The organism is Ensifer sp. NPDC090286, from assembly GCF_044769565.1.
Lineage (GTDB): Bacteria > Pseudomonadota > Alphaproteobacteria > Rhizobiales > Rhizobiaceae > Ensifer.
Window position 1 is genome coordinate 259,770 of the sequence record NZ_JBIVYF010000002.1, and the last position, 24,834, is coordinate 284,603.

The window sequence follows — 24,834 nt, forward strand, 5'->3', positions numbered from 1 at the left end:
TGGGACGCGTGCGTTTCGGGTTCAGTTTGAGAATGCGCAGGTCGCGCGTGTGGCGCGCGGGAAGAGGCTGCGTTCTTCCGGGGGGCCAACATAACGCTTCCCATCGGTCCTGCTTTGCCCTAGAAGGCGCGCCGTAATCCGGTCGCAGCCTACCCGGTCAAAACAAGGACACCTATCATGAAGACAATCGTCATCTGCTCCGGCGGATTGGACTCGGTATCGCTTGCCCACAAGGTCGCAGCCGAGCACGAACTCATTGGCCTGCTCTCCTTCGACTATGGCCAGCGACACCGCAAGGAACTGGACTATGCCGTCGCCTGCGCCAAGCGGCTCGGCGTTCCGCATCAGATCATCGACATCCGCGCCATCGGCGCCCATCTCACCGGATCGGCGCTGACGGACGATGTCGACGTGCCCGACGGGCACTATGCCGAGGAAACGATGAAGGCGACGGTGGTTCCGAACCGCAACGCCATCATGCTCGCCATCGCCTTCGGGCTGGCGGCGGCACAGAAGGCGGATGCGGTGGCGGTCGCCGTGCATGGCGGCGACCATTTCATCTACCCCGACTGCCGTCCCGGCTTCATCGACGCGTTCCAGGCGATGCAGAACCACGCACTCGACGGTTACGCCGACGTCAGGCTCTACGCGCCCTATGTGACGATCTCCAAGGCGGACATCGTCACCGACGGTGCGAGCCACGGAACGCCCTTTGCCGAGACCTGGTCCTGTTACAAGGGCGGAGCGCGCCATTGCGGCCGCTGCGGCACCTGCGTCGAGCGACGCGAAGCTTTTCACCTGGCCGGGCTCGCCGACCCGACCGACTATGAGGATCCGGATTTCTGGGTGGCGGCGACGTCGGCCTTCGCGGCCGAGGAGGTGAAGTGATGTTCCGGATCACCAAGGAATTCCATTTCTCGGCCTCGCACCAACTGAAGAGCCTGCCGGCGGAGCATCAATGCGCCCGGCTGCACGGCCACAACTACGTCGTCGAAGTCGAACTTGCCGGCGCCGAGCTCAACGAACACGGCTTCGTGCGCGACTATCACGAGCTTTCGCCGCTGAAGCGCTACATCGACGAGAGCTTCGACCACCGCCATCTGAACGAGGTTCTCGGCCACGACCGGGTGACGGCCGAATGCCTGGCGAAGCATTTCTACGACTGGTGCAAGGCAAGGCTGCCGGAAACGTCGGCGGTGCGGGTTAGCGAGACGCCGAAGACCTGGGCGGAATACCGGCCATGAGCGGGTCGGCAGAAGCGCGCATCCGTGTCAGCGAAATCTTCGGGCCGACGATCCAGGGTGAGGGTATCCTGATCGGGCTGCCGACCGTGTTCGTGCGCGCGGGCGGCTGCGATTATCGCTGCAGCTGGTGCGACACGCTGCACGCGGTCGACAGCGAATACCGCGATCAATGGCTGCCGATGGGTGTCGAGGAGATCTGGCAGGAGGTCGTCAAGCTTTCCGGCGGCAAGCCGCTGACGGTCTCGCTTTCCGGTGGAAACCCGGCGATCCAGCCGCTGGCTCCCCTGATCGCACGCGGACGCAAGGAGGGGTACCGCTTCGCGCTGGAGACGCAGGGCAGCCTCGCCAAGGACTGGTTTGCCGATCTCGACGTACTGGTCTTGAGTCCGAAACCGCCGTCGAGCGGCATGGAGACGGATTGGCATGCTTTCGACGACTGTCTTTGCATGGCAGCGGATGGGCCGCAGGTGGCGCTGAAGATTGTCGTCTTCGACGAACGCGACTATGCCTATGCCCGGGACGCGGCGGAGCGCTACCCGCATCTGCCGCTCTATCTGCAGCCCGGCAACGATACCCCGCCACCGCCTGAGGATGACGACGCTCAGGTGGACATCGACGGCATCATCGATCGCATGCTGTGGCTCGTCGGCAAGGTGACGGAGGATCGCTGGTTCGAAGCGCGCGTGTTGCCGCAACTGCATGTCCTGCTCTGGGGTAACCGGCGCGGCGTGTAGACGGCAGGTGCCGTTGCCCCTTTGCGCGATTGGACAACGGTCCGCCGCTATGATCCAAAAGGCGGGGTAACGCGCACCGAGGGCGATCATGCTGGTTCATACGAAACGGGTCTACGAACCGAAGGCCAATAGCGACGGCACGCGCATTCTCGTCGATCGCCTCTGGCCACGCGGAATGACGAAGGCGGAAGCGGCCGTTGACCTGTGGCTGAAGGAAATCGCCCCGTCGACCGAGCTGCGCCGCTGGTTTCATGGCGACCAGGGCAACTGGGCCGATTTCAGCGAGCGCTATTTGGCCGAACTGGAGGGCAACCAGGCGGCCGTCGACCAGCTGCGCCAGCGGATCGCCGCCGGTTCCGTGACCTTTCTCTACAGCGTGAAGGACGAGATCTACAACCACGCGGAGCTTCTCAAGGCCTATATGCTGCACCGTCGATAGCCGCCCGCCAGGCGGAGATAGAAGGCTAATTTAGTGGATCGCGCAACGCCGGCGGGCATCGCGGCGGATAGGAAAACAACGAAAGCGCGAATTTCTTGATCCGCGGTGTCGGGAAGCGCATCCGCCGTGCGTCTTAATCTCGACGCCGGTGTTGGGCCGGCCACACAACAAGGAGATTGAGAATGTTTCGCACCGCTTTGATTGCAGGCGCCCTGCTGCTCTCCGGCACTGCATTTGCCGTGGCCGAGCCGGTGGGCAATCGCGTCGATGTCAACGGCATGAAGATGTACTACGAGGTCTCGGGCGAGGGCGAGCCGCTGGTCGTTCTGCACGGCGCCTATATGAACATTTCGTCGATGGGGGCGATCATTCCGAAGCTGGCCGAGACCCACAAAGTCTATGCGGTTGAGCTGCAGGGTCATGGCCGCACCACCGATATCGACCGGCCGATCACCTATCCGAACCTCGCCGACGACGTCGCCGCCTTCATGGATGCGGTGAAGCTCGAAAAGGCGGATGTCTTCGGCTACTCGATGGGCGCGGCCGCCGCCCTGCAGCTGGCGATCCGCCACCCGGAAAAGGTGAACAAGCTTGCGGCCGCATCCGTCGCCTATGATGCCGAGGGTTGGCAGCCGGAATTCAAGGCCGTGATCCCGCAGATGACCGTGGAGATGATCGTCGGCCTGCCCTTTGCCGAGGATTATCGCAAGCTCGCCGCCAATCCGGACGGCTTCCCGGAACTGGCCCGCAAGCTCATCCAGCTCGAAAAGGAGCCCATGGCCTGGGAGGCGGACGTCAAGGCGCTGAAGGCACCGGTTCTGATCATTGCCGGCGACGCCGATGTGGCGACGCTCGATCACAACGTCGCGATGTTCCGCCTGCTCGGCGGCGGCGCGATGGGCGACATGGGCAAGCCGCTTTCGGCTTCGCGTCTCGCCATCCTGCCGGCAACGTCGCACACGGCGGTCATCAATCAGACGGACCTGCTCTACGCCTTCATCGAGCCTTTCCTGAAGGGTGAGACGCCGAAGGGCATGTTCCCGTAACAACAACGAACGGCGCCATCTTCGCAGGCGGCGCCGTTCTGCCATGGTGGATATTCTCTAGCGCAGGCGCTTGCCGTCTGCGTCGAACACCAGAGCGGCCGTGGGGTCGAAGCGGGCGGCGATGCTGTCGCCGGACTTCAGGCCGCGGCCGTTTTTCGTTTCGATGATGATCAGTTCGCCGTCGCCGTGCCGGGCATAGGCAAAGGTCTCGCCGCCCAGATGCTCCAGCATGTCGATCGTCAGGTCGAGGCTCGCCGAGCCACTGTCGCCGAAATGCTCCGGGCGAATGCCGATGGTGACGGTGCTGCCGGATGTGGCGTCCTTGACCGCAATCGGCAGCGTCGCATTGCCGAAATCCGGCAGGCGGACATGCTTTTCCCCGCCGGCACCCGTTTCGACGATCCCCTTCAAAAAGTTCATTTTCGGCGAGCCGATGAAACCGGCGACGAAGAGATTGGCGGGATCGTCGTAAAGGTCGAGCGGCGAGCCGACCTGCTCGACCACACCGCCGCGCATGACGACGATCTTGTCGGCAAGCGTCATCGCCTCGACCTGGTCGTGGGTGACGTAGACGATCGTGGTCTGAAGCTTCTTGTGCAGTCTGGCGATTTCGATGCGCATGTGCACGCGCAGTTCAGCATCGAGGTTCGACAGCGGCTCGTCGAAGAGAAAGATCTTCGGATGCCGCACGATCGCCCGGCCGATCGCCACGCGCTGGCGCTGGCCGCCCGAAAGCTGCTTCGGCTTGCGGTCGAGCAGCGGTCCGAGCTCCAGGATGTTCGCGGCTTCGCCGACGCGCTGCGCGATCTCGGCCTTCGGCACGCCGGCAAAACGCAGCGCGAAGCCCATGTTCTCCCGGACCGTCATATGCGGGTAGAGTGCATAGGACTGGAAGACCATGGCGATGCCGCGCTTGGAGGGGTCGACATCGTTCATGCGCTCGCCGCCGATGGTGAGATCACCGGACGTGATCTCCTCGAGGCCGGCGATCATCCGAAGCAGGGTCGACTTGCCGCAACCGGACGGCCCGACGAAGACGACGAATTCGCCGGTCTTGATGTCGAGGTCGACACCCTTAATGACCTCGAAGGTGCCATAGGACTTTCTGACGTCTTTAAGTTGGAGTTCGCTCATGCAGCCGCCGCCTCGTCCGACACTGCCGAAAGCTCCAGTCTCACGGTGCCGAGCCGGGTCGAAGTCACCACGACTGCGATGCCGCCGGCAGCCCCCGTCGTTTCCAGCCAGAAACCGGTCGAACCGCCCTGGAAAACCAGGCGCTCAGGCCCGACCAGGCGGGCAGGGCCGGTGACGGTGACATCGACCGCATCGTTGAGGAAGGGCAACACGTTGCCGGCCTGATCGAGTGCGCGCACGATCACCCGCACGCTGTCGCGCCCTTCGGCCCTGAGTGCCGTACTGTCGGCGACCACCTCGAGCGTCGTCGGCACCGGATCGGCGACCATGCGCAGGCTGGCGACGGGCTCGCCGTCGATGAAACCGGTGAAGGCGGCGTCTTCCCACTTCATGCCCCAGACGCCGAGTTCGTCCTTGGTGAAGTGGCGATGGTCGATGACGACGGGCGGATGTGGCAGATGCGGGAAGTTTTCGCGGTCCGGGCCGACGCGCTTGACGAGCGAACCGTATTTCAGCTCGACCTCGTCGCAATTGGTAAGCACGATCAACGGCAGAACACCGCCGATGTTGCGCTCGCCGCGTGCCCAGAAGGTGACGGGCTTCATCACCACGCCCTCCGACGGTTCGCCTTGGCTGGCATAGACATAAGCCGCGAATTTCGGCTGGCGGAACATGTCCATGACACCGTGATAGCAGATCCGGTCGCCGGAGCCGAAGTCCTTGTGGGTGTTGTAGTCGAACATGCACCAGCCGACAGCGCCGGAAATGCTCGGGTCGCCGTAGGCTGCGTTCAGCACTTCCAGATGCCGGCGCACATGCTCGGCCTGGCGCTGCTCTTGGTCGTAGATCTTCGTCGGAAACATGTGACCGCCGAACTCGGTGATCATATAGGGGACCTTGCGGGTGAGACCGGTGCATTCCTGCTGCGGCCGCAGCGCCGTGCGCGGGCGGTTCGCGCCCGGCAGTTCCTCGTTGCCGAGGATGAAGTCGTTCATGGTGTAGACGTCTTCGAGGTACTCGCTGTCGGTAATGTAACGTACGCCGCCGGTCTGCCGCGTCGGGTCGAGTTCGCGCGCCAGCCGGTTGGTCTCGGCGTAGAAATCGTGCGAGTCCTGGGATTCGTTGATGCGCACGCCCCAGATAATGATCGACGGATGGTTCCAGTCGCGCTCGATCATGCGGCGGACATTCTCGATCGCTTCCTGCTTCCAGCTGTCGCCGCCGATATGCTGCCAACCGGGGATTTCCTCGAACACCAGCAGGCCGATGCGGTCGCAATGGTCGAGGAACCATTTTGACTGCGGATAGTGCGAGGTGCGCACGAGATTGCAATGCAGCGTGTTCTTCAGGATTTCCGCGTCGCGCTCTTGTGCCGTGCGGCCCATGGCGTAGCCGACATAGGGGAAGGCCTGGTGGCGGTTGAGGCCGCGGATCTTCAGCGGCCGGCCGTTGAGCTTGAACCCCTCGGTGGTGAATTCGGCCGTGCGGAAGCCGAAGCGCGACGACAGCCGGTCGCTGCCACGGTCGCTGCGCAGTTGCGCCTCGACTTCATAGAGAACGGGGCTGTCGATATCCCAGAGCGAAAGCCCCTTCAGCCCCTTCAGCTCAAGTGTGACGCTCTCGCCGCGGCTTTCGCCTGCAATTTCCGCCAGCACTTTGCCGTTCGCGTCCTTGAGCAGTGCGGTAATTGTGCCGGTGAAGGCCAGTCCTTGCGGATTGGCGAGGTCGCAGCGGATCGAGACGGACTTGGTTTCGCTCAGCGCATCGCGGGTCTCGATCTTGAGATTGGCGATCGAAACGGTATCGGTGACCTTCAGCCACACGTCGCGATAGATGCCGGCATAGGTGAGATAATCGATGCGACCGCCAAACGGCGGGATCTCGGGGTTCTCGCTGCCGTCGATCTTGACGGTGATCAGGTTGTCGCCCTCTCGCAGCTTCTCCGTCAGCCGCGCTTCGAACGGCGTGTAACCGTCCTTGTGGGCGATGATCTCTTCGCCGTTGAGGTAGAGGACGGCGTCGGCCATGGCGGCGTCGAAGACGAGCGAGACTTCGCGACCGTGAAACTCCCGACGCCAGGCGAGCACCTTCTGGTAGGTGAAGGCGCGCTGATAGGAGGTCTCGTCGAAATAGTTGAACGGCAGTTCGACCGCATTGTGCGGCAGGCTGACCGGCTTGCCCACCTGCAGGCGCCCGGCGCTTGCCGCATCGAAGCCTTCTGAGAAAATCCAGGTGTCGTTGAAAGAGGTAACAGAACGCATGATCATTCCTATTTGACTGAGCCCAGCATTCCCTGGACGAATTGGCGTTGCATGAGGAAGAAGACCGCGAGGGTGGGAAGCGTCGCGAGAATGGTGCCGACCATGACGACGCCGTAGTCGGGGTAGTAGGCAGACGCGAGGGAGGAGATGACCAGCGTGATCGTCTTCTGCTCGTTCGACTGCAGCACGATCAGCGGCCAGAGATAGTTGTTCCACGCCGTCATGAAGACGATGATGAAGGCGGCTGCATAGGTCGAGCGCATCACCGGCACGTAGATGAACAGGAAGATCTGCCATTCCTTGAGGCCGTCGACCTTGGCCGCGTCGCGCAGTTCGGACGGGAAGGCCTTGGTGGTCTGGCGGAAGTAGAAGACGATGAAGGCCGAGCCGATCGTCGGCAGCACGACGGCAAGGTGCGTGTTGATCAGCCCCGCCTTGCCCATCATGATGAAGAGCGGAATCATCAGCGCCGCGAACGGGATCATCATCGTGATCAGCATGGCGCTGTAGATCCGATCGCGGCGGCGCGAGCGGAACATCTCGAAGCCGTAGCCGGCAAGCGACGAGACCGCGAGCGTCAGCACCGTCGCCAGAATGGCGATCTTGGCCGAATTCCAGAAGACCAGCGGAGCGTTCACCTGGGTAAAGAAGGTGGCGATGTTGGTGGCAAGTGCACTGCCCGGCATCATCCTGCCCTTGATGATGTCGATCGACGAATTGGTGGCGCCGAGAAGCATCCAGACGAAGGGAAAGATCGAGAGAAAGGCCGTCAGCCCGACGAAGCCGTAGGTGACGATGGTGCCGGCGATACGTGTGGTTCCGTTGCTCATCGGTCGCGCTCCCGTGCCGCGAAGAACTGGAGGCAGGCGAGCAGGGCAACGAGCACGACGATCACATAGGAGACCGTCGCCGCGTAGCCGAAATTCGGCATGAAGCGGAAGGTCAGGTTGTAGATGTAGAGCGAGAGCGTCAGCGTCGCGTTGGACGGTCCGCCTTTGCCTTCGGTCAGGTTATAGACCTCGTCGAAGAGCTGGATCGTGCCGATCGTCGAAATGATCGTCGTGAACAGGATGACGGGTTTCAACAGCGGGATGGTGATGTGGGTGAAGCGTGCCCAGGCGGGCACGCCATCGATCCGGGCGACCTCATAGATCGACTTGTCGATGTTCTGCATCGCCGCGAGGTAGAAGATCATGTTGTAGCCGGTCCAGCGCCAGGTGATCGCGATGATGACGAGGGTTTTTGCCCAGAAGGGATGCGTCAGCCACGGGATCGGCGAGGCGATGAGGCCGACCGCCTCGAGCGTTGAATTGACGATGCCGTCGAGCGCGAACATGCCCTTGAACAGCACCGAATAGGCAACGAGCGAGGTGACGCAGGGCAGGAAGATGGCGGTGCGGAAGAAGCCGCGGCCAACGAGCTTGGGGTTGTTGAGCAGTGACGCCAGGATCAGCGCCAGAAGGATCATGATCGGCACCTGCACGACGAAATAGGTCAGCGTGTTGGTGAGTGCCTTGATGAAGACCGGATCGTTCCAGAGGCGGACGATGTTCGAAAAGCCGGCGAATTTCAGCATCATGCCGCGGCCAGACTGGAATGACATCCAGAGCGACCAGAGGATCGGGTAGATCATGAAAAGCGCGATCAGCCCGAGCGCCGGCGCGACGAACAGCCAGCCATTGACGTTGTAGTATCGGCCGATGCCGCCGCGGCGTGCGAGAGCCATCATCATCCTCATGGGTAAAAGGAGCCGTCGGCCGTGGCTTCTGCCACGGCCGGATGCGGTCAGTCGCGGGAGCGATTACTGGATCTGGGCACTGACTTCAGCGTCGATTGCCTTCAGCACCTCGTCAACCGGCGTGCCCTGGTTCAGGGCCGGCAGCTGCGCGGTGACGGCGGTGTCCGCCTCGTTCGTAAAGACGCCGTAGTTGACCGAGGGTACTTTCGCGAGCCAGTCCGAGAAATTCTGCCAGACCTTTTCGCCGCCGAAGAAGGCATCGGCCTCGCCATAGGCGGCCCCGCTACGGGCAGCGAGCAGCGAGCCGACGGCGCCGCGATCGGTCAGGATCGTCTGGTAGAAATCGACGTCCTTGGCGTAGACCTCGTTCAGGAAGTCGATCGCTTCGGCCTTTTCGGCAGAGCCTTCAAGCACGTACCAGCTCGAGCCGCCGAGGTTGGAGGCATGCGTTGCGCCGTCGATCGACAGCGCCGGGATCGGCGCCACGCCCCACTTGCCGGACTGGTCCGGCTGCGCCTTGACGGTGCCGGTGATCCACACGCCGGTGATGACGGTGGCGACATCGCCCGAGGTGAAGGTACCGACCCAATCGGACCAGCCGGCGGCCGGCTTGTAGATGTTGGCAGACATGATCTTGCCAAGCGTTTCCAGCGACGCCTTCAGCGCCGCGTTGCCGGTGATGTTGGCCTTGCCTTCCTTGTCGAAATACCATTGCCCGGCCGATTGCATGATGATGCGCACGAGGCCTGCGTCGGTTGGGTCGAGACCCATCATCTTCTTGCCGGTCTTGGCCTCGACCTGCTTGCCGATCTCGATGAAGCGATCCCAGGTGATGCCTTGCATGTCCTCGGGCTTGAAGCCGGCCTGCTCCAGATAATCCTTCCGATAGTAGAGCCCGGTGACACCGGAATCGAACGGCATGCCGTAGACCTGGCCATCCAGCGTCATCAGCTCGACCTTGTAGGGAGCGAAGCCGGAATAATCGACGGTGCCGGAGAGCGGCGCGAAGGCGCCGGGGAAGGACTGCAGATACTTCTGCGCGCCGTAGTCTTCGATCAGAACGATGTCAGGCAGGGCGTCCGCGGTGCCGGAGGAAAGGCCGGTCTGCAGCTTCTGCTCGACGTCGGCCTTGGCGAAATCGACGATGTTGAAGGTCACGTCCGGGTGCGTCTTGGTGTAGCGCGCGCCGGCCTCCTTCATGATCGCAACGTTGAAGTTCGGATCCCAGCACCAGATGGTGATTTCCTTGGCCTCGGCGGCCGTGACGGCCAAGAGGCTGGCGCCTGCAAGCGCGATGGCGGCAAAGCGCGGCAGATAGGTACGCATATCCATAGTTTCTCCTCCCTCGAAATTCGTTCCCCGAGACGTTCCTCCTGGTCTCGGCGCGGAGTATTTCGCAAAATTCTGGAGAAGGCAATATTTCAGTAAATTTTTACCACGCGTTTTTTACCGACCGTTTTACGCGCCGGCGGCGGCCGTGCTGCCGCGCCATACCATCTCGGTTCCGAGGATCACCTTCTTCGCGACGTCGCGTCCGGTCAGCCGCTCGACCAGAAGGTCGACGGCCGTCTCGCCGATCACTTCGGCCGGGATCTTAACCGTCGAAAGCGGTGGCCCGAGAAACTGGGCGACGGGAATGTCGTTGAAACTCGCCACAGCGACATCGTCGGGGATCCGCAGGCCCATCTCGTGAATGGCGCGGTAGGCGCCGATCGCCATGTTGTCGTTGCAGGTGACGAGGATCTTGGGTGGATTGGGCTTCGATAGCATCGCCTTGGCGAGCGTATAGCCGCTGTCGGGCGTCAGCTTTTCGACCATACAGAGTTCGGGGTCGTAAAGGCCTGCCTTCGTCATCCAGTGGATGAAGGCGCGGCAGCGGCGTTCCGAATGGATGTCGTCCTTGTCTCTGAAAGCGTCGATCCAGCCGAGAAAGCCGATGCGGCGGTATCCCATGCCGTAAACGCCGTCGAGCAGGCGGTTCATCGCGATCGAGACGTCGCTCATCACACTGTCGTCGACATCATCGTCGGGGGCGAAGTCCGCAAAGACCAGATGGCGGCTGTGCCGCCGCAGCCAGTGCACTTCTTCGCCATAGTGGTGGCCGACGGCGACGACGCCGTTGGCGCCCTGCAGGATTGCCGCCTCCGGCAGATTGCCGTTGTGGAAGACTTTCACCACCTCGATCTTCAGCGCCTGACAGCGGTTCTCGATGCCGAGCCGGACGCCGACATAATAGGGGTCGATCAGTTCCTGGGCAGGCTGAAGGAAATGCACCAGCGCGAATTTCAGGCCCTGCATCGGCCCAGCGCCACGGCCGCGGTTGCGGGGCGTCGCGTAGTTCAACGCCTCGGCCGTTTCGATGATCGCCTGCCGCTTCTTGGTCGAGATCGAAAGGGTCGGATCGTAGTTCAGCACCCGAGAGACTGTTGCCGAGGAGACCCCGACAGCCGAAGCGATTTCCTTGATTGTGACCATATCCAATGTCCTGCCCGCCGCCACTGCCCTCGTTTTGGGCGCGGCGCAATTTTTATTTAGTAAAATTTTGCCTCGGCTTTTTCAATCTCTGGGCGCCTTATTTCGTTGATAGAAAGGGGCGTGCCCGCGCGCGGTCACGCGGCGCGGCTGGTTGCCAGGGCCTGCGCCTGCAGTTCGTCGGAAAGAAACGCCCAAAGTGCGGCGACCGGGCGGGACGCCAGGCCCTGATCGTCGGCGGCGAAAAGTCCAAGCTCGATCACCGGGGCGGGCGGCAGGCCCTCTTCGGCGCCGAGAACCCGCATCGTGTTGGGACGGATGTTGAGATCCAGGAGAACGGCGATGCCAAGCCCCGCCTCGATCATCGACTGGATGGAGGACAGGCTGGCGCTCGTCAGCACCGTGCGCCAGGGACGATCCCCGCCCTTCAGCGCTTCGATCATCTTCTGCCGCCAGGTGCAGACCCCGTCGAAGGTGATGAGCGGCAACGGCCCTTCCGCCGGCACCTCGAAACCGCGTGCGGCAACCCACCGGAGCGGCAGTCGCCAGGTAAGGATCGGCTCGCCGCGGATCAGCGCCGGGTCACCGATCGCGACATCGAGCTGGCCCTGCGACAGCTTTTCCGACAACACGGTGCTTTCGGTCACCGTCAGTTCGAGCGCCACATTCGGATGGCATTCGGCGAAGCGCTGCAGCGCCCTTGGCAGTGAGCCCACGGCAATGTCCTCGATCATGCCGAAGCGGATGGGTCCCTGGAGGGCCTGTCCGGCAAGCGCGCGCCGGGCGCCGGCGCTGAGCCCCAGCATCTTCTGCGCATAGGGCAAGAGCACATGCCCGGCTTCGGTCAGGTCCATGCCTCTTGCATTGCGGTTCAACAGTCTCGCGCCGAGATCGTCCTCCAACCGGCGCAGCTGCATGCTGACGGCCGCTTGCGTCCTTGCCAGCCGCTGGGCAGCACCGCTGACGCTGCCGCATTCCGCGGTCACGACGAAGGCGCGCAACAGGGCGATATCCAAATCATGCATATAACGATCCCTTATGAGGGCATCACAATTATTAGCGTTCCTTATTGTGCCGGGATTGCTATGTCTGTTCAAGCCCAAGAGGAGAACGGACATGGCGGAAACGGAGACGACAGCGGATAGCGCGTGGAGCGAACCGGGTGCGGCGGGTGACGCCAACGGGCGCGTCACGATCGCCATCGTCTTTTGCCTGCTCTCGATGTCGAGTGTGCAGTTTGGTGCCGCACTCTCGAAGCCGGCCATGGAAAGCGTCGGCGCCTTCGGCGCGACCTGGCTGCGGCTCTCCTGGGCGGCCGCCTTCCTGCTTGTTCTCGTCCGCCCGCCTTTTCTCCGCTACACCCGGGCGCAATGGATTTCCGGGCTTTCGCTCGGCGCGACGATGGCGGTGATGACGCTCTGTTTCTTCGCGGCGATCGCGCGCATCCCGCTCGGCCTTGCGGTGGCGATCGAGTTTCTCGGTCCTCTAACCGTTGCGGCCGTTTTCGGCGGTCGTGGCTGGCGCCTGCTCTGCCCACTAATCGCAGCCGCCGGCGTGCTCTGCCTCTCCTGGGACGGCTCCTCCTGGGTTGCGGATACGCGCGGGCTTCTGTTCGCCTTCGGTGCGGCGATCGGCTGGGGCGGCTATATCATCCTGATGAAGCAGGCCGGCCAACGCTTCAAGGGATTGGAGGGGCTTGCCGTTTCGCTGCTCTTTGCCGCGCTGTTTGCGACGCCGTTCGGCCTGTCTCAGGTACAAGCCGGCTTCTCCTTCGACATGCTTTTGATGACGGCCGGGCTTGCCATCCTGGTGCCGCTGCTGCCCTACGCGCTCGAATTCATGGCGCTGCGGCGCATGCAGCCGTCGGCCTTCGGCATCCTGATGAGCCTCGAGCCGGCGATCGGTGCCGGTGCCGGCTTCCTCGTGCTCGGGCAGGCGCTCTCCCTCAACCAAATCTTCGGCGTGGCCCTCGTCATGCTCGCGAGCGCCACCGGGACCTTGCTGGCTGCGAAAGCCTAGCGCGCAGCAGCCAGTCGGCCTTCTGAAAATCCCGGCTGGGTGCCGGCGCCTCAGCGGGCCCCGCGCCCCTTCACGCCGACCTCTCGTAAAAAATTCGACCGCGTGGCGTGCCACAGGCGAAATGTGCCCGTTTACAAAAGTAATATTATATGATTTTTTCTCATAGGCTGCGTGGAGGCAGCTTTCTTTGGGAGGAAATCATGAAAATCGCCAAGGCACTTGCGAGTGCAACGATCCTTGCTGCCTGCACGTTCGGCAGCGCTTCGGCCGCGGACCTCGTTGTCGGCTTTTCGCAGATCGGCTCGGAGTCCGGCTGGCGCGCCGCCGAGACGACGCTGACCAAGCAGCAGGCCGAACAGCGCGGCATCGACCTCAAATTCGCTGACGCACAGCAGAAGCAGGAAAACCAGATCAAGGCGATCCGCTCCTTCATCGCGCAAGGGGTGAACGCCATCCTCGTCGCCCCGGTCGTCGCCACCGGTTGGGACGAAGTACTGCAGGAAGCCAAGGACGCGGAAATCCCGGTCATCCTGCTCGACCGCACGGTCGATTCGTCGAAGGATCTCTACCTGACGGCGGTCACGTCCGACCTCGTGCACGAGGGCAATGTAGCCGGCAAGTGGCTCGTCGACACCACGGCGGGCAAGCCCTGCAACGTCGTCGAGCTTCAGGGCACGACCGGTTCGTCGCCGGCGATCGACCGCAAGAAGGGCTTCGAACAAGCGCTTTCCGGCCACGACAACCTGAAGATCGTCCGCAGCCAGACCGGCGACTTCACCCGCACCAAGGGCAAGGAAGTCATGGAGAGCTTCCTCAAGGCCGAGGACGGCGGCAAGAACATCTGCGCGCTCTACGCCCACAACGACGACATGGCCGTCGGCGCCATCCAGGCGATCAAAGAAGCCGGCCTGAAGCCGGGCAAGGATATCCTTGTCGTGTCGATCGATGCCGTTCCTGACATCTTCCAGGCGATGGCCGCCGGCGAAGCCAATGCCACGGTCGAGCTGACGCCGAACATGGCCGGTCCCGCCTTCGATGCGCTTGCCGCCTTCCAGAAGGATGGCACGGCGCCGCCGAAGTGGATCCAGACGGAATCGAAGCTCTACACGCAAGCCGACGAGCCGCTGAAGGTCTACGAGGAAAAGAAGGGCCTCGGCTACTGACGTCGGCCGTGGCCCGCGCTGCTTCTCGCGCGGGCCACGCTCTTTCTCGAGTTTCCGGCTGAAGAGCGCAGCTTGCCGCAGCCAGGCGCTGCGCCTTTCGCCGGCAGATACCAGCATCGCGGAGACGGTATCGATGCAGACCAGTGACCACATTCTCCAGGCGATCCGGATCGAAAAGGCCTTTCCGGGGACCAGAGCTCTCGACAAGGTCGATTTTTACCTCAGGCGCGGCGAGGTTCATGCGCTGCTGGGCGAAAACGGTGCCGGCAAGTCCACCCTGATCAAATGCCTGACCGGCGCCTACCGACGCGACGGCGGCGCCATTCTGCTCGACGATGCTGAGGTCGATCCGCGCGACACCTTCGAGGCCCAGGCGCTCGGCATCGGCACGGTCTACCAGGAGGTCAACCTGCTGCCGAACCTGACGGTTGCGGAGAACCTCTTCCTCGGGCGCCAGCCCCGTCGTTTCGGCATGGTCGACACCCGTGCCATGAACCGGCGTGCGCGGGATCTGCTTTCCGATTACGAACTCGACATCGACGTCACTCGCGATCTCGCCAGCTATTCGGTCGCGATCCAGCAGGTGGTCGCGATTGCCCGGGCCGTCGATCTCTCCGGCAAGGTGCTGATCCTCGACGAGCCGACGGCAAGCCTTGATGCGCATGAGGTGGCGATGCTGTTCCGCATTGTCAGGCGCCTCAAGGCACGCGGCCTCGGCATCGTCTTCGTCACCCATTTTCTCGAACAGGTCTATGAGATTTCCGACCGGATAACCGTGCTTCGGAACGGGCAGCTTGTCGGGACGCGCGAAACCGCTGGCCTCGATCGCCGCGAACTGATCGCAATGATGATCGGCCGCGAGTTGGCGGCGGAAATCCATGCGCCGCGCGCGGAGGCCCAGCAGGGGCCGTTGCGTTATCGCTTTCGCAACTACGGCCGCAAAGGTCGTGTCCGCCCCTTCGATCTCGACGTCCGCGCCGGCGAAGTGGTCGGCATGGCCGGCCTGCTCGGCTCCGGACGGACGGAGACCGCGGAGCTCCTCTTCGGCGCCCATCGCGCCGATAGCGGCGAGGCCGAAATCGATGGTCGTGCGGTCGACCTTTCGTCGCCGCGCGCCGCCATCCGCCACCGCTTCGGTTTCTGCCCGGAAGATCGCAAGACATCGGGCATTATCGGCGATCTCTCTGTGCGCGAAAACATCGTGCTCGCCCTGCAGGCCCGTCGCGGCTGGACCCGGCCCATCTCGCGAGCCGAGCAGAACCGGCTGGCGGACCACTATATCCGCGCGCTCGATATCCGCACCGCCGACCGGGAGAAGCCGATCAAGCTCTTGTCCGGCGGCAACCAGCAGAAGGCGATCCTCGCACGCTGGCTCGCCACCGAACCGGAATTCCTGATCCTCGACGAGCCGACACGCGGCATCGACGTCGGCGCCCATGCGGAAATCGTCAAGCTGATCGAGGCGCTGCGCGAAAAGGGCCTGTCCCTGATCGTCGTCTCCTCGGAGATCGAGGAACTGGTCGCCTACAGCACCCGGGTGATCGTGCTTCGCGATCGCGCCCATGTCGCCGAACTCGACGGCAGCCGGATCACCGCCGGTGAGATCGTCGAGGCGATCGCCGCAACCGAGGAAAGGAGGACGTCGTGACGTCGTTCCTCAGGCTCTATCTCAACCGGTTGCTGCCGCAACTGATCGCGCTCGGCGTCATCGTCGTGGCCGTATCGCTGGTGTTTCCCGGCTTCCTCAATCTGCAGATCCAGAACGGCCGCCTCTATGGCAGCCTCATCGATATCCTCAACCGCGGCGCACCGGTGGTGCTTCTGGCGATCGGCATGACCGTCGTCATCGCCACCAAGGGCATCGATCTCTCCGTCGGCGCCGTCATGGCGATCTGTGGGGCAACCGCCGCCGCCGCGATCACCTCGGGGCATTCGCTCGCCGCCACGCTGCTGATTACGCTCGGTGTCGGCATTCTCTGCGGTCTCTGGAACGGGGTGCTGGTCGCGGTGCTCGACATCCAGCCGATCATCGCGACGCTGGTCCTCATGGTCGCCGGACGCGGCATCGCCCAGCTCATCACCGAGGGTGCGATCCTGACCTTCAACGATCCCGGCCTCATCTTCATCGGCAGCGGTTCCTTTGCCGGCCTGCCGATGCCGGTGGTGATCTGGCTGGTCTTCGGCATATTGATCGCGGTGCTCGTCCGGCGCACCGCGCTCGGCATGCTGATCGAGGCGATCGGCGTCAATCGCCAGGCGAGCACCCTGTCCGGCGTGCTGACGCCGGTACTCCTGATCGCCGCCTATGTCCTTTCCGGGCTCTGCGCCGCCATCGCCGGCATCATCGCCGCCGCCGATATCCGCGGTGCGGATGCCAACAATGCCGGTCTGTGGCTGGAACTCGACGCCATTCTCGCGGTCGTCGTTGGCGGCACGTCGCTGCTTGGCGGCCGCTTCAGCATCGCCGCATCTGTGCTCGGCGCCATTATCATCCAGGCGATCAACACCGGCATTCTTCTCTCCGGCTTCCCGCCGGAGTTCAACCTGATCATCAAGGCTGCGATCATCGTCTTCATCCTGGTGCTTCAGTCGCCGCGGTTCCGCACCGCCTTTGCCTTCCTCGTGCCGGCGCGCGGCGCGAGAAACCCAAGCGAGCGAGCCGCAAAATGAAGCCCAAATATCTTCCGCTCACCGCGACGCTTGTGATCTTCCTGCTCGGCTACGCGCTCTGCGTGCTGCAGTACCCGAACATGCTGTCGACGCGTGTCATCGGCAACCTTCTGACGGACAACGCCTTTCTTGGCATCGCCGCCGTCGGCATGACCTTCGTCATCATCTCCGGCGGCATCGATCTTTCGATCGGCTCGGTCATCGCCTTTACCGGCGTGTTTCTCGCTGTGGTGCTGGAACACACGAGCATCCACCCGCTCATCGCCTTCGCAATGGTTCTGGCGATCGCGACGCTCTTTGGCGCGGCGATGGGGGCGATCATCCACTATCTGGAGATGCCGCCCTTCATCGTCACGCTGGCCGGCATGTTTCTCGCGCGCGGCATGGCCTTCGTTCTGTCGATCGACAGCATTCCGATCAAGCATCCTTTCTACGCGACCTTGAAGGGGCTCTATTTCAAGCTGCCGGGGGGCGGTCGCATCACGTTGATCGGCGGCCTGATGCTGCTCGTCTTTGCGATCGGCATTCTGATCGCACACCGCACACGCTTCGGCACCAACGTCTATGCGCTCGGCGGCGGCACGGCGACGGCGCGGCTGATGGGCGTGCCGGTCGCAGCGACGACAATCCGCATCTATGCCCTTTCGGGCCTGCTGGCGGGATTGTCCGGCATCGTCTTTTCGCTCTACACCTCGGCCGGCTATTCCCTTGCCGCCGTCGGCGTCGAGCTGGACGCCATCACCGCCGTCGTCATCGGCGGCACCCTTCTGACCGGAGGCTCAGGCTTTGTTGCCGGCACGCTGGTGGGCATCCTCATTCAAGGGCTGATCCAGACCTACATCACCTTCGACGGGTCGCTGTCGAGCTGGTGGACGAAGATCCTGATCGGGCTTCTGCTCTTTGCTTTCATCCTGCTTCAGAAGGGCATCATCTTCGTTTCGCGCCAGCGCCAGCAGCGGGCGTGAGGCAGAGGGCGATGTGGCCGTCCTTCCACCAGCCGCGCAAGCGCACGAGCCACCGGCTCGTGGTCGAGGAGCTCGGCCAGGCGGTGGTCGCAGGAGAATTCGCGGTCGGAGATATCCTGCCGGGCGATGTCGAGCTGGCGGCGCGTTTCAACGTTTCGCGCACGGTCCTGCGCGAGGCGATGAAGACGCTTGCCGCCAAGGGGCTGATCGTCGCCCGCGCCCGCATCGGCACGCGCGTCATGCCGCAGGCAAACTGGAACCTGTTCGACGGCGACGTGCTCTCCTGGCATTTCCGGGCCGGCGTCGACGAGGCGTTTCTTCGCCATGTGAGTGAAGTCCGCCTGGCGCTCGAACCCTACGCAGCCGCACTGGCGGCACGCCGCGCCACGGATGCCGACATTTCCCAGATGATGCGCCTGGCCGTCGCCATGGGCGATGCCGGCCATAGCGCGCAGACGCTGGCGCGCGCGGATCTCGAATTCCATCTCCGCCTGCTCGACGCCTCGCTCAATCCGTTCATGCAGACGGTCGGCAGCCTGATCGAGGCGGCGCTGATGGGCGTCTTTCAGCTGAGCAACGCGGCCGCCGACGGCGCCGAGATCGACCGCGTCGCGGTCGCGCATATCCGCATCGTCGAGCAGATCCGCCTGCGCAACGAAGAAGGCGCACGCATCGCGATGGAGCAGGTGATCCGTGTCGGCCAGCAACAGTTGATCGCCAATTTGAGGGCGCGCGGCTGATCCAAGGCTGCGTCCGTCGGGCAAGGCTCCAGGCGGGTCCCGCGGCACTGCTTGGCATCTGCCGTCACCTGTGCGTAGGCTGCTGTTACTGGCGGAGAAACCCAAGTCCCGATGCGACCGGGCCGCCGGCAGTGCGAGCGGGGAGGAGAGGGTGAAACAGGATGTGCTGATCGTCGGCGCCGGACCGACCGGCCTGGTGCTGGCTCTTTGGCTGACCGCCCAGGGCGTGAAGGTCCGCATCATCGACAAGAACGTTGGTCCCGGCCCGACGTCGCGGGCGATGGTGGTGCATGCGCGAACGCTGGAGCTTTATCGGCAACTCGATCTGGCCGATGCCGTGGTCGAAGCGGGGCACCGCAACCCCTCGGTCAACCTCTGGGCGAAGGGCAGGGTCAAGGCGCGCATATCCTTCAGCCCGACGGGCGGAAATCTGACGCCCTATCCCTTCGTTCTTGTCTATCCGCAGGACCATCATGAGCGGCTGCTCGAGGCCCGACTTGCGGCCTTGGGCGTGAAGGTCGAGCGACAGACCGAGCTTGTCGACTTCGAGCATGATGCCGCCGGGGTGAGCGCGCGGCTGCGCTTGCCCGATGGCGGCTCGGATGTCTGCATGGCGCAGTATCTGGCCGGTTGCGACGGCGCGCGCTCGCCGGTCCGGCATAGGCTGGAGGTCGATTTTGCCGGCGGCACCTACGACCAGACCTTTTACGTCGCCGACGTCGACGCGAGCGGCGCGACGGCGAATGGTGAAGCCCACATTTCGCTCGAGACCGGCGATTTCGTCGCTCTCCTCGCCTATGCCGAGGGGCAGGGCCGCCTCATCGGTCTCGTGCGGGAGAAGCGGGAGGATGGAGACGAACTCACCTTCGCCGATGTGAGCCATCGCGCCATCGAGAGCCTTCGCCTCACCGTCGACAAGGTCAACTGGTTCTCCACCTATCGTGTGCATCACCGCGTCGCCGATCGCTTCAGACGCGGGCGTGTGTTCCTGCTGGGTGACGCAGCGCATGTGCACAGTCCGGTCGGTGGCCAGGGCATGAACACCGGCATCGGCGATGCGGTCAATCTGGCCTGGAAGCTTGGAGCGGTGCTGAAAGCGCATGCGCCCGACAGCCTGCTCGACAGTTTTGAAGCCGAGCGGATCAAGTTTGCCCGGCAGCTCGTCGAAACCACCGACCGGCTGTTCACCTTCGTCACGGCGGACGGCAGCGTTGCGGATTTCCTGCGCGTTCAGGTCGCCCCCGCTTTGGCGGGCATCGCTTACCGCGTCGGCGGTGTCAGGGAGTTCCTGTTCCGCATCCTGTCGCAGACGCAGCTCAACTATCGCGGCAGCCCCTTAAGCCGCACCGCGCACGGTCGGGTGCAAGGCGGTGACCGGCTGCCCTGGGTGCGCGTCAATGGCCTCGACAACTATGCTTCGTTGGCAGCCATCGCGTGGCAGGTGCATGTCTATGGCGAAGCGGGCGGCGACATCCGGACATGGTGCGCGGCAAAGCACGTGCCGCTTCACGTCTTCCCTTGGGGGCCGCAACAGGCGGGCGCGGGCTTGGCGCGGGATGCGGCCTATCTGGTGCGCCCGGACACCTACGTGGCGCTGGTGACGGAGGGAGCACGGCCGGAAGCCCTCGAAGCCTACTTCGCCGAGCAAGGCATCCGCCTGTCGGCAACCTCTGCTTAACGCCTCCCGACAAGGCGTCGCCGTCCGCCACTGTCTCGATGAGGCTCGCCGGACGGGCGAGGCCCATCCCCTAGCCTTTGGGCCAGGCCGGCCTTAGTGACCGGCCGGCGTCTCGGCCTTGCCTTCCGCCGCTTCGCCTTCGACCGCCGGATGCCTGGAAATGCCCACGAGCTTGTGGCCGCGCTCGCGCAGCCACTGGAAGGCGACGTAGAGTGCCGGGATGATGAAGATGCCGACGAGGGCTGCGGCGAGCATGCCGCCGGCAACGCCGGTGCCGACCGCACGGCGACTGAGTTCGCCGGCTCCCTTGGCGACCACCAGCGGCAGCAGGCCGACGATGAAGGCGAAGCTGGTCATCATCACCGCGCGGAAGCGGGCGCGTGCGCCCTCGATCGCCGCATCGACGATCGACGCGCCGGCTTCACGGTGGGCCTTGGCGAACTCGACGATCAGGATCGCGTTCTTCGACGCGAGCGCGATCAGCACGACGAGGCCGATCTGGGCGTAGATGTCGAAGGAAAGCCCGGCGACGAGGATCGAGAGCAGCGCGCCCGAGACGCCGAAGGCGACCGACAGCAGCACCGGCACCGGGATCGTCCAGCTTTCATAGAGCGCGACGAGGAAGAGATAGGCAAAGAGCACGGCCATCGCCAGGATCGCGGTCGTCTTGCCAGCCGCTTCCAGTTCCTGCAGCGCAGTGCCGGTCCATTCGTAGCTGTAACCTGTCGGCAGCGTGGAGGCCGACAGCGCCTCCATGGCGGCAAGCGCTTCGCCCGAGGAATGGCCGGCGGACGGCTGGCCGTTGAGGGTGATCGAGCGATAGTTGTTGTAGCGCACGATCGACTGCGGACCGACGATGTAGTCGACCTTGGCGACCGAGGCGACCGGCACCATGTCGCCGCTGGCGTTGCGCACGTGCAGGCGCTGGATGTCGTCCACTGCGTTGCGGTCGGCCTGTGCGGCCTGCATCGTCACCTTCCAGGTGCGGCCGAAGAGGTTGAAGTCGTTGACGTAGTAGCTGCCGAGCGTGCCCTGCAGCGTGGTGAAGAGGTCGCTCACCGAGACGCCGAGCGACTGCAGGCGGTCGCGGTCGATGTCGAGATAGAGCTGCGGCGAGCTCGCCGAATAGGTGGTAAACGTCGGTCCGAGCGCCGGGTTCTGGTTGGCGGCGATGATCAACCCGCCGGCCGTTGCCGAAAGATCTGCGACGGACCGGCCCTGCAGGTCGAGCAACTGGTATTCGAAGCCCGAGCCGGTGCCCAGGCCCATGATCGGCGGCAGATTGAAGGCGAAGATCTGCGCCCCACGGATCGCCTGACCCTTGCCCATGGCCGTGCGGATCGCCGCTTCGACGCCCGAAGACGGGCTCAAGCGCTCGGCGAACGGCTTCATCGTGACGATGGCGAAAGCCGAGTTGGATTTGGACAGACCGTCGAGGAAGGAGTAGCCGGTGACGCTGATGACATTGGCGACCCCCTCGATGCCGCCGAGCATCGTCTCTACCTGCTGCACCACCGCATCCGTGCGGTTGTAGGACGCGCCTTCCGGCAGTCGGATTTCGGTGAAGAAGGCGCCCTGGTCTTCCGCCGGCAGGAAGCCGGTCGGCACGACCTTGAAGAGGAAGCCGGTGGCGACGAAGGCCACAGCCAAAAGAGCAAGGCCGATGATCGCCCGGCGGGCGATGTGGCCGGCCACATAGGCGTAGCCGTCACGCCCCTTGTCGATGGTGCGCGAGATGTAGCCGAGTATGCCGCGCTTTGGTCCATGATGCGGCTTCAAAAGCACCGCGCAGAGCGCCGGGCTCAGCGTCAGCGCGTTGATCGCCGAAATCACCATCGACACCGAGACGGCGACGGCAAACTGCTGGAACAGTTGCCCGCTCAGGCCCGGAATGAAGGCGACGGGCACGAAAACCGAGAGCAGCACAAGCGTGATCGCGACGATGGCGCCGGTGATTTCGCCCATGGCGCGCCGGGCGGCTTCGGCCGCCGACAGGCCCGGATTTTCCTCCATCACCCGCTCGACGTTCTCGACCACCACGATCGCGTCGTCGACGACGATGCCGATCGCCAACACCATGGCGAGCAGCGACACGGTGTTGAGCGAGAAGCCCATAGCAAGCAGCACCGCGAAGGTGCCGATGAGCGCGACCGGAACGGCAACCAGCGGGATCAGCGTCGCCCGCCAGTTCCCAAGGAACAGGAAGACGATGATGATGACGAGGACGAAGGCTTCGAGAAGCGTCTCCTCCACGTTGTCGACGCTGGCTTCGACGAACTGGGCCGTGTCGTAGGCGACCGAATAGGTCAGGCCCTGAGGGAACGATTTCGACAGCCGCTCCATCGCCTCCTGCACGCCCCGGGCGGCCGCAAGCGCGTTGGCGCCCGGCGCCTGATAGGTGCCGATCATGGCGACCGGCTTGCCATTGATGCGGGCGTTGGAATCGGAACTGGCGGCGCCGAGATCGACACGCGCGACATCTCGAATGCGCACGTAGGAGCCGTCAGGCCTTGCGCGCAGCACCACATCCTCGAACTGTTTGGGATCGGTGAGGCGGCCTTGCGTCTGCAAATTCAGCTGAAACAACGGATCGTCGGTCATCGGCTGGGCGCCGATACGGCCGATCGCGGCCTGGACGTTCTGGGCTTTCAGCGCGTTGATCACGTCGGTCGGCGTCAGGTCGAGACTGGTCATCCGATCGACGTCGAGCACGACGCGCATGGAATAGTCCTGCGCGCCGAACAACTGGGCGTCGCCGACGCCGGGCACGCGCTTGATCGTATCGAGCACGTTGATCGTGGCGTAGTTCGACAGGAAGAGCGAATCGAAGCTCTGCTTCTCGTCCGCAGCGTAGATAGCGACCACCTGCATCAGCGCAGACGACTTCTTGCGCACGCTGACGCCGCTCTGCTTGACCTCCGCCGGCAGCCCGGCTTCGGCGAGCGACACGCGGTTCTGCACGTTGACGGTGGCGATATCGGGATCGGTGCCGACAGCGAAGGTGACGGTCAGCGTATAGGAACCGTCGGCGCCGCTGGTCGATTTCATGTAGAGCATGTCGTCGACGCCGACGACCTTGCTTTCGATCGGCTGGGCGACGGTGGTCTCGACCACGTCGGCGCCAGCGCCGGGATAACTTGCCGTGACGCTCACCTGCGGCGGCACGATGTCGGGGAATTGCGCGATCGGCAGGCGGGTAAGCGCGAGCAGGCCCGCCAGGGTCAGCACGATGGAAATGACCGTGGCGAAACGCGGGCGATCGATGAAGATCTCTGAAATCATCGCTTAGCCACCTGCCGCCGTGGCCGCGTCGACGGTGATACCGGGCCGCACCTTGCCGGCCCCTTCGGTGATGACGTTTTCGCCTTCCTTCAGGCCTTTGCTGATCACGGCCTGGCCGCGGGTATTGCGGGCGACGTCGACGCGGCGAAGCTCCACCTTGGAGCTGCCGTCGACGACCAGGACGAAGGCGCCCTGCTGGTCACGCTGGATCGCCTGCTGCGGGACGGCGAGCACATCCTGCTTGTCGGATTGCTCGAGCATCACCCTGACCAGCGCGCCGTCGAGCAGGATGCTGTCCGGATTGGGAAACTCGGCCCGTACCGTCACCGTGTCGGTGCCCTGCGAAACGTTGCTGGCGATGAAGTTGATCGTGCCTTTTTGTTTGTACTCGGTGCCGTTCGGCAGCCCCAGCCCGACATTGGCGCCGCCGCTGATCTCGCCCTTGAGCACGCGTTCGCGATAGGTGAGGTAGAGGGCGGTTGCCACCGGGAACTGGACGTAGATCGGATCAAGCCGGGTCAAGGTCACCAGCGGTCCGCTGTCGGGACCGACCAGCGCGCCGACATCGGCGCCGGTCAATCCGATGATGCCGTCGAAGGGGGCGACGATCTTCGTATAGGAAAGGTTGAGGTCGGCATTGTCCTTGCTGCCCTTCAGCCGGATCAGGTCGCCCTCCGCCTTGCGGACTTCGGCATGCGCCTCGTCGACCTTGGCCTGGGAGATCGTCTTCGTCGTGAGAAGCTGTTCAGCGCGGTCTCGTTCGAGGATAGCCAGTTCCTTGGCTGCTTCGGCCGCTTCGATCTGGCCTTCGATCTCCTGCACGGCGGCGCGATAGGCGCCGTCTTCCACCCGGTAGAGTTCCGTGCCAGCCGTCACCTTCTGCCCTTCGGTAAAGTTGACCGCTTCGAGGAAGCCGGAGACGCGGGCGCGAATGTCGACCTTCTGGATCGCCGTCACCTTGCCCGTCAGGTCAACGCTTTCGCGCAGGTCCATGATGGCGGCTGGCGCCACGACCACGGCCGGCGCCTGTTGCGCGAATGCCGTTTGCGCGGATAACCCGACGGCGACAAGCAATGCGGATGAGAGTGAAAGGGCAAGAATTCTCGAACGGCGCATGCAACGTTCCCCCTGAACGAAACAGCTGGAGATGACTTCAGTCCTTGGCAGTGCATTGAAATCAGAACATGTTATCCGCCCCAAGTCACGCAACTATTAGTTGATTTAAGCGAGGGCTTGCAAAGATAACGCA

The 24,834-nt window shown here is 63.7% G+C and carries 21 protein-coding genes; 12 read left to right on the forward strand and 9 right to left on the reverse strand.

Annotated elements, in window-relative coordinates:
• Positions 1–177: 177 nt before the first annotated feature.
• The 5 genes from queC (at position 178) to ACIQUG_RS11515 (ending at position 3,463) form a co-directional block, all read left to right on the forward strand.
• Positions 178–888, forward strand: a complete 711-nt coding sequence (gene queC / locus ACIQUG_RS11495; protein ID WP_402321274.1) for a 7-cyano-7-deazaguanine synthase QueC — start codon at positions 178–180, stop codon at positions 886–888.
• The gene (queD, locus tag ACIQUG_RS11500; RefSeq protein WP_402321277.1) at positions 888–1,244 is read left to right on the forward strand and encodes a 6-carboxytetrahydropterin synthase QueD; all 357 of its coding nucleotides are present in this window, start codon (positions 888–890) and stop codon (positions 1,242–1,244) included. Before queC ends, queD begins: the two co-directional genes overlap by 1 nt.
• Entirely contained in the window at positions 1,241–1,978 is a 738-nt protein-coding gene (gene queE, locus ACIQUG_RS11505) for a 7-carboxy-7-deazaguanine synthase QueE (RefSeq protein WP_402321280.1), read from the forward strand. Before queD ends, queE begins: the two co-directional genes overlap by 4 nt.
• 88 nt (positions 1,979–2,066) lie before the next feature.
• Positions 2,067–2,417: a DUF488 domain-containing protein gene (locus tag ACIQUG_RS11510; protein WP_402321283.1), complete on the forward strand. Its 351-nt coding sequence runs from the start codon at positions 2,067–2,069 to the stop codon at positions 2,415–2,417.
• A 182-nt stretch (positions 2,418–2,599) separates the two neighbouring features.
• Entirely contained in the window at positions 2,600–3,463 is an 864-nt protein-coding gene (locus ACIQUG_RS11515; RefSeq protein WP_402321286.1) for an alpha/beta fold hydrolase, read from the forward strand.
• A 57-nt stretch (positions 3,464–3,520) separates the two neighbouring features.
• On the opposite strand, the gene ACIQUG_RS11520 is transcribed toward ACIQUG_RS11515, so the two are convergent.
• The 7 genes from ACIQUG_RS11520 to ACIQUG_RS11550 form a co-directional block, all read right to left on the reverse strand.
• A complete protein-coding gene (locus ACIQUG_RS11520; RefSeq protein WP_402321290.1) occupies positions 3,521–4,597 on the reverse strand; it encodes an ABC transporter ATP-binding protein in 1,077 nt (358 codons plus the stop codon).
• The gene (locus tag ACIQUG_RS11525; protein ID WP_402321293.1) at positions 4,594–6,858 is read right to left on the reverse strand and encodes a glycoside hydrolase family 2 protein; all 2,265 of its coding nucleotides are present in this window, start codon (positions 6,856–6,858) and stop codon (positions 4,594–4,596) included. The genes ACIQUG_RS11520 and ACIQUG_RS11525 overlap by 4 nt, the downstream gene beginning before the upstream one ends.
• Before the next feature lie 8 nt (positions 6,859–6,866).
• Entirely contained in the window at positions 6,867–7,688 is an 822-nt protein-coding gene (locus ACIQUG_RS11530) for a carbohydrate ABC transporter permease (RefSeq protein WP_402321296.1), read from the reverse strand.
• The gene (locus ACIQUG_RS11535; RefSeq protein WP_402321299.1) at positions 7,685–8,584 is read right to left on the reverse strand and encodes a carbohydrate ABC transporter permease; all 900 of its coding nucleotides are present in this window, start codon (positions 8,582–8,584) and stop codon (positions 7,685–7,687) included. The genes ACIQUG_RS11530 and ACIQUG_RS11535 overlap by 4 nt, the downstream gene beginning before the upstream one ends.
• Positions 8,585–8,659: 75 nt before the next feature.
• Complete coding sequence (locus ACIQUG_RS11540) at positions 8,660–9,928, reverse strand: ABC transporter substrate-binding protein (protein ID WP_402321302.1); 1,269 nt, start codon at positions 9,926–9,928, stop codon at positions 8,660–8,662.
• Between the two features lie 126 nt (positions 9,929–10,054).
• A complete protein-coding gene (locus tag ACIQUG_RS11545) occupies positions 10,055–11,071 on the reverse strand; it encodes a LacI family DNA-binding transcriptional regulator (RefSeq protein ID WP_402321305.1) in 1,017 nt (338 codons plus the stop codon).
• 134 nt (positions 11,072–11,205) lie between these two features.
• Complete coding sequence (locus ACIQUG_RS11550; RefSeq protein WP_402321307.1) at positions 11,206–12,093, reverse strand: LysR family transcriptional regulator; 888 nt, start codon at positions 12,091–12,093, stop codon at positions 11,206–11,208.
• Between the two features lie 91 nt (positions 12,094–12,184).
• Between ACIQUG_RS11550 and ACIQUG_RS11555 the strand changes: the two genes are divergently transcribed.
• From ACIQUG_RS11555 to ACIQUG_RS11585, 7 genes are all read left to right on the forward strand, one after another.
• A complete protein-coding gene (locus ACIQUG_RS11555) occupies positions 12,185–13,087 on the forward strand; it encodes an EamA family transporter (protein WP_402321309.1) in 903 nt (300 codons plus the stop codon).
• Positions 13,088–13,287: 200 nt separating this feature from the next.
• Positions 13,288–14,250, forward strand: coding sequence for a galactofuranose ABC transporter, galactofuranose-binding protein YtfQ (gene ytfQ / locus ACIQUG_RS11560; protein WP_192449417.1), 963 nt, complete (start codon positions 13,288–13,290; stop codon positions 14,248–14,250).
• A 133-nt stretch (positions 14,251–14,383) separates the two neighbouring features.
• Positions 14,384–15,898 carry a galactofuranose ABC transporter, ATP-binding protein YtfR gene (gene ytfR, locus ACIQUG_RS11565; RefSeq protein ID WP_402321313.1) on the forward strand — a complete coding sequence of 505 codons (1,515 nt, stop codon included), beginning with the start codon at positions 14,384–14,386 and terminating at the stop codon, positions 15,896–15,898.
• A complete protein-coding gene (locus ACIQUG_RS11570) occupies positions 15,895–16,920 on the forward strand; it encodes an ABC transporter permease (protein ID WP_402321316.1) in 1,026 nt (341 codons plus the stop codon). Before ytfR ends, ACIQUG_RS11570 begins: the two co-directional genes overlap by 4 nt.
• The gene (gene yjfF, locus ACIQUG_RS11575; protein WP_402321319.1) at positions 16,917–17,885 is read left to right on the forward strand and encodes a galactofuranose ABC transporter, permease protein YjfF; all 969 of its coding nucleotides are present in this window, start codon (positions 16,917–16,919) and stop codon (positions 17,883–17,885) included. Before ACIQUG_RS11570 ends, yjfF begins: the two co-directional genes overlap by 4 nt.
• Positions 17,886–17,896: 11 nt before the next feature.
• The gene (locus ACIQUG_RS11580; RefSeq protein WP_402321322.1) at positions 17,897–18,625 is read left to right on the forward strand and encodes a FadR/GntR family transcriptional regulator; all 729 of its coding nucleotides are present in this window, start codon (positions 17,897–17,899) and stop codon (positions 18,623–18,625) included.
• A 151-nt stretch (positions 18,626–18,776) separates the two neighbouring features.
• The gene (locus ACIQUG_RS11585; RefSeq protein WP_402321325.1) at positions 18,777–20,303 is read left to right on the forward strand and encodes an FAD-dependent monooxygenase; all 1,527 of its coding nucleotides are present in this window, start codon (positions 18,777–18,779) and stop codon (positions 20,301–20,303) included.
• A gap of 93 nt (positions 20,304–20,396) precedes the next feature.
• On the opposite strand, the gene ACIQUG_RS11590 is transcribed toward ACIQUG_RS11585, so the two are convergent.
• Both ACIQUG_RS11590 and ACIQUG_RS11595 read right to left on the reverse strand, forming a co-directional pair.
• Positions 20,397–23,585 carry an efflux RND transporter permease subunit gene (locus tag ACIQUG_RS11590; RefSeq protein ID WP_402321327.1) on the reverse strand — a complete coding sequence of 1,063 codons (3,189 nt, stop codon included), beginning with the start codon at positions 23,583–23,585 and terminating at the stop codon, positions 20,397–20,399.
• Positions 23,586–23,588: 3 nt separating this feature from the next.
• Positions 23,589–24,701 (reverse strand): efflux RND transporter periplasmic adaptor subunit, encoded by a 1,113-nt coding sequence (locus ACIQUG_RS11595; RefSeq protein WP_205236849.1) that lies wholly within the window; start codon positions 24,699–24,701, stop codon positions 23,589–23,591.
• Positions 24,702–24,834 lie beyond the last annotated feature (133 nt).

Excerpts from the sequence above, each read along its gene's own strand:
- queC (WP_402321274.1), top strand. The coding sequence starts at position 178 with ATGAAGACAATCGTCATCTGCTCCGGCGGATTGGACTCGGTATCGCTT.
- queD (WP_402321277.1), top strand. The coding sequence starts at position 888 with ATGTTCCGGATCACCAAGGAATTCCATTTCTCGGCCTCGCACCAACTG.
- queE (WP_402321280.1), top strand. The coding sequence starts at position 1,241 with ATGAGCGGGTCGGCAGAAGCGCGCATCCGTGTCAGCGAAATCTTCGGG.
- ACIQUG_RS11510 (WP_402321283.1), top strand. The coding sequence starts at position 2,067 with ATGCTGGTTCATACGAAACGGGTCTACGAACCGAAGGCCAATAGCGAC.
- ACIQUG_RS11515 (WP_402321286.1), top strand. The coding sequence starts at position 2,600 with ATGTTTCGCACCGCTTTGATTGCAGGCGCCCTGCTGCTCTCCGGCACT.
- ACIQUG_RS11520 (WP_402321290.1), bottom strand. The coding sequence starts at position 4,597 with ATGAGCGAACTCCAACTTAAAGACGTCAGAAAGTCCTATGGCACCTTC.
- ACIQUG_RS11525 (WP_402321293.1), bottom strand. The coding sequence starts at position 6,858 with ATGCGTTCTGTTACCTCTTTCAACGACACCTGGATTTTCTCAGAAGGC.
- ACIQUG_RS11530 (WP_402321296.1), bottom strand. The coding sequence starts at position 7,688 with ATGAGCAACGGAACCACACGTATCGCCGGCACCATCGTCACCTACGGC.
- ACIQUG_RS11535 (WP_402321299.1), bottom strand. The coding sequence starts at position 8,584 with ATGGCTCTCGCACGCCGCGGCGGCATCGGCCGATACTACAACGTCAAT.
- ACIQUG_RS11540 (WP_402321302.1), bottom strand. The coding sequence starts at position 9,928 with ATGGATATGCGTACCTATCTGCCGCGCTTTGCCGCCATCGCGCTTGCA.
- ACIQUG_RS11545 (WP_402321305.1), bottom strand. The coding sequence starts at position 11,071 with ATGGTCACAATCAAGGAAATCGCTTCGGCTGTCGGGGTCTCCTCGGCA.
- ACIQUG_RS11550 (WP_402321307.1), bottom strand. The coding sequence starts at position 12,093 with ATGCATGATTTGGATATCGCCCTGTTGCGCGCCTTCGTCGTGACCGCG.
- ACIQUG_RS11555 (WP_402321309.1), top strand. The coding sequence starts at position 12,185 with ATGGCGGAAACGGAGACGACAGCGGATAGCGCGTGGAGCGAACCGGGT.
- ytfQ (WP_192449417.1), top strand. The coding sequence starts at position 13,288 with ATGAAAATCGCCAAGGCACTTGCGAGTGCAACGATCCTTGCTGCCTGC.
- ytfR (WP_402321313.1), top strand. The coding sequence starts at position 14,384 with ATGCAGACCAGTGACCACATTCTCCAGGCGATCCGGATCGAAAAGGCC.
- yjfF (WP_402321319.1), top strand. The coding sequence starts at position 16,917 with ATGAAGCCCAAATATCTTCCGCTCACCGCGACGCTTGTGATCTTCCTG.
- ACIQUG_RS11580 (WP_402321322.1), top strand. The coding sequence starts at position 17,897 with ATGTGGCCGTCCTTCCACCAGCCGCGCAAGCGCACGAGCCACCGGCTC.
- ACIQUG_RS11590 (WP_402321327.1), bottom strand. The coding sequence starts at position 23,585 with ATGATTTCAGAGATCTTCATCGATCGCCCGCGTTTCGCCACGGTCATT.
- ACIQUG_RS11595 (WP_205236849.1), bottom strand. The coding sequence starts at position 24,701 with ATGCGCCGTTCGAGAATTCTTGCCCTTTCACTCTCATCCGCATTGCTT.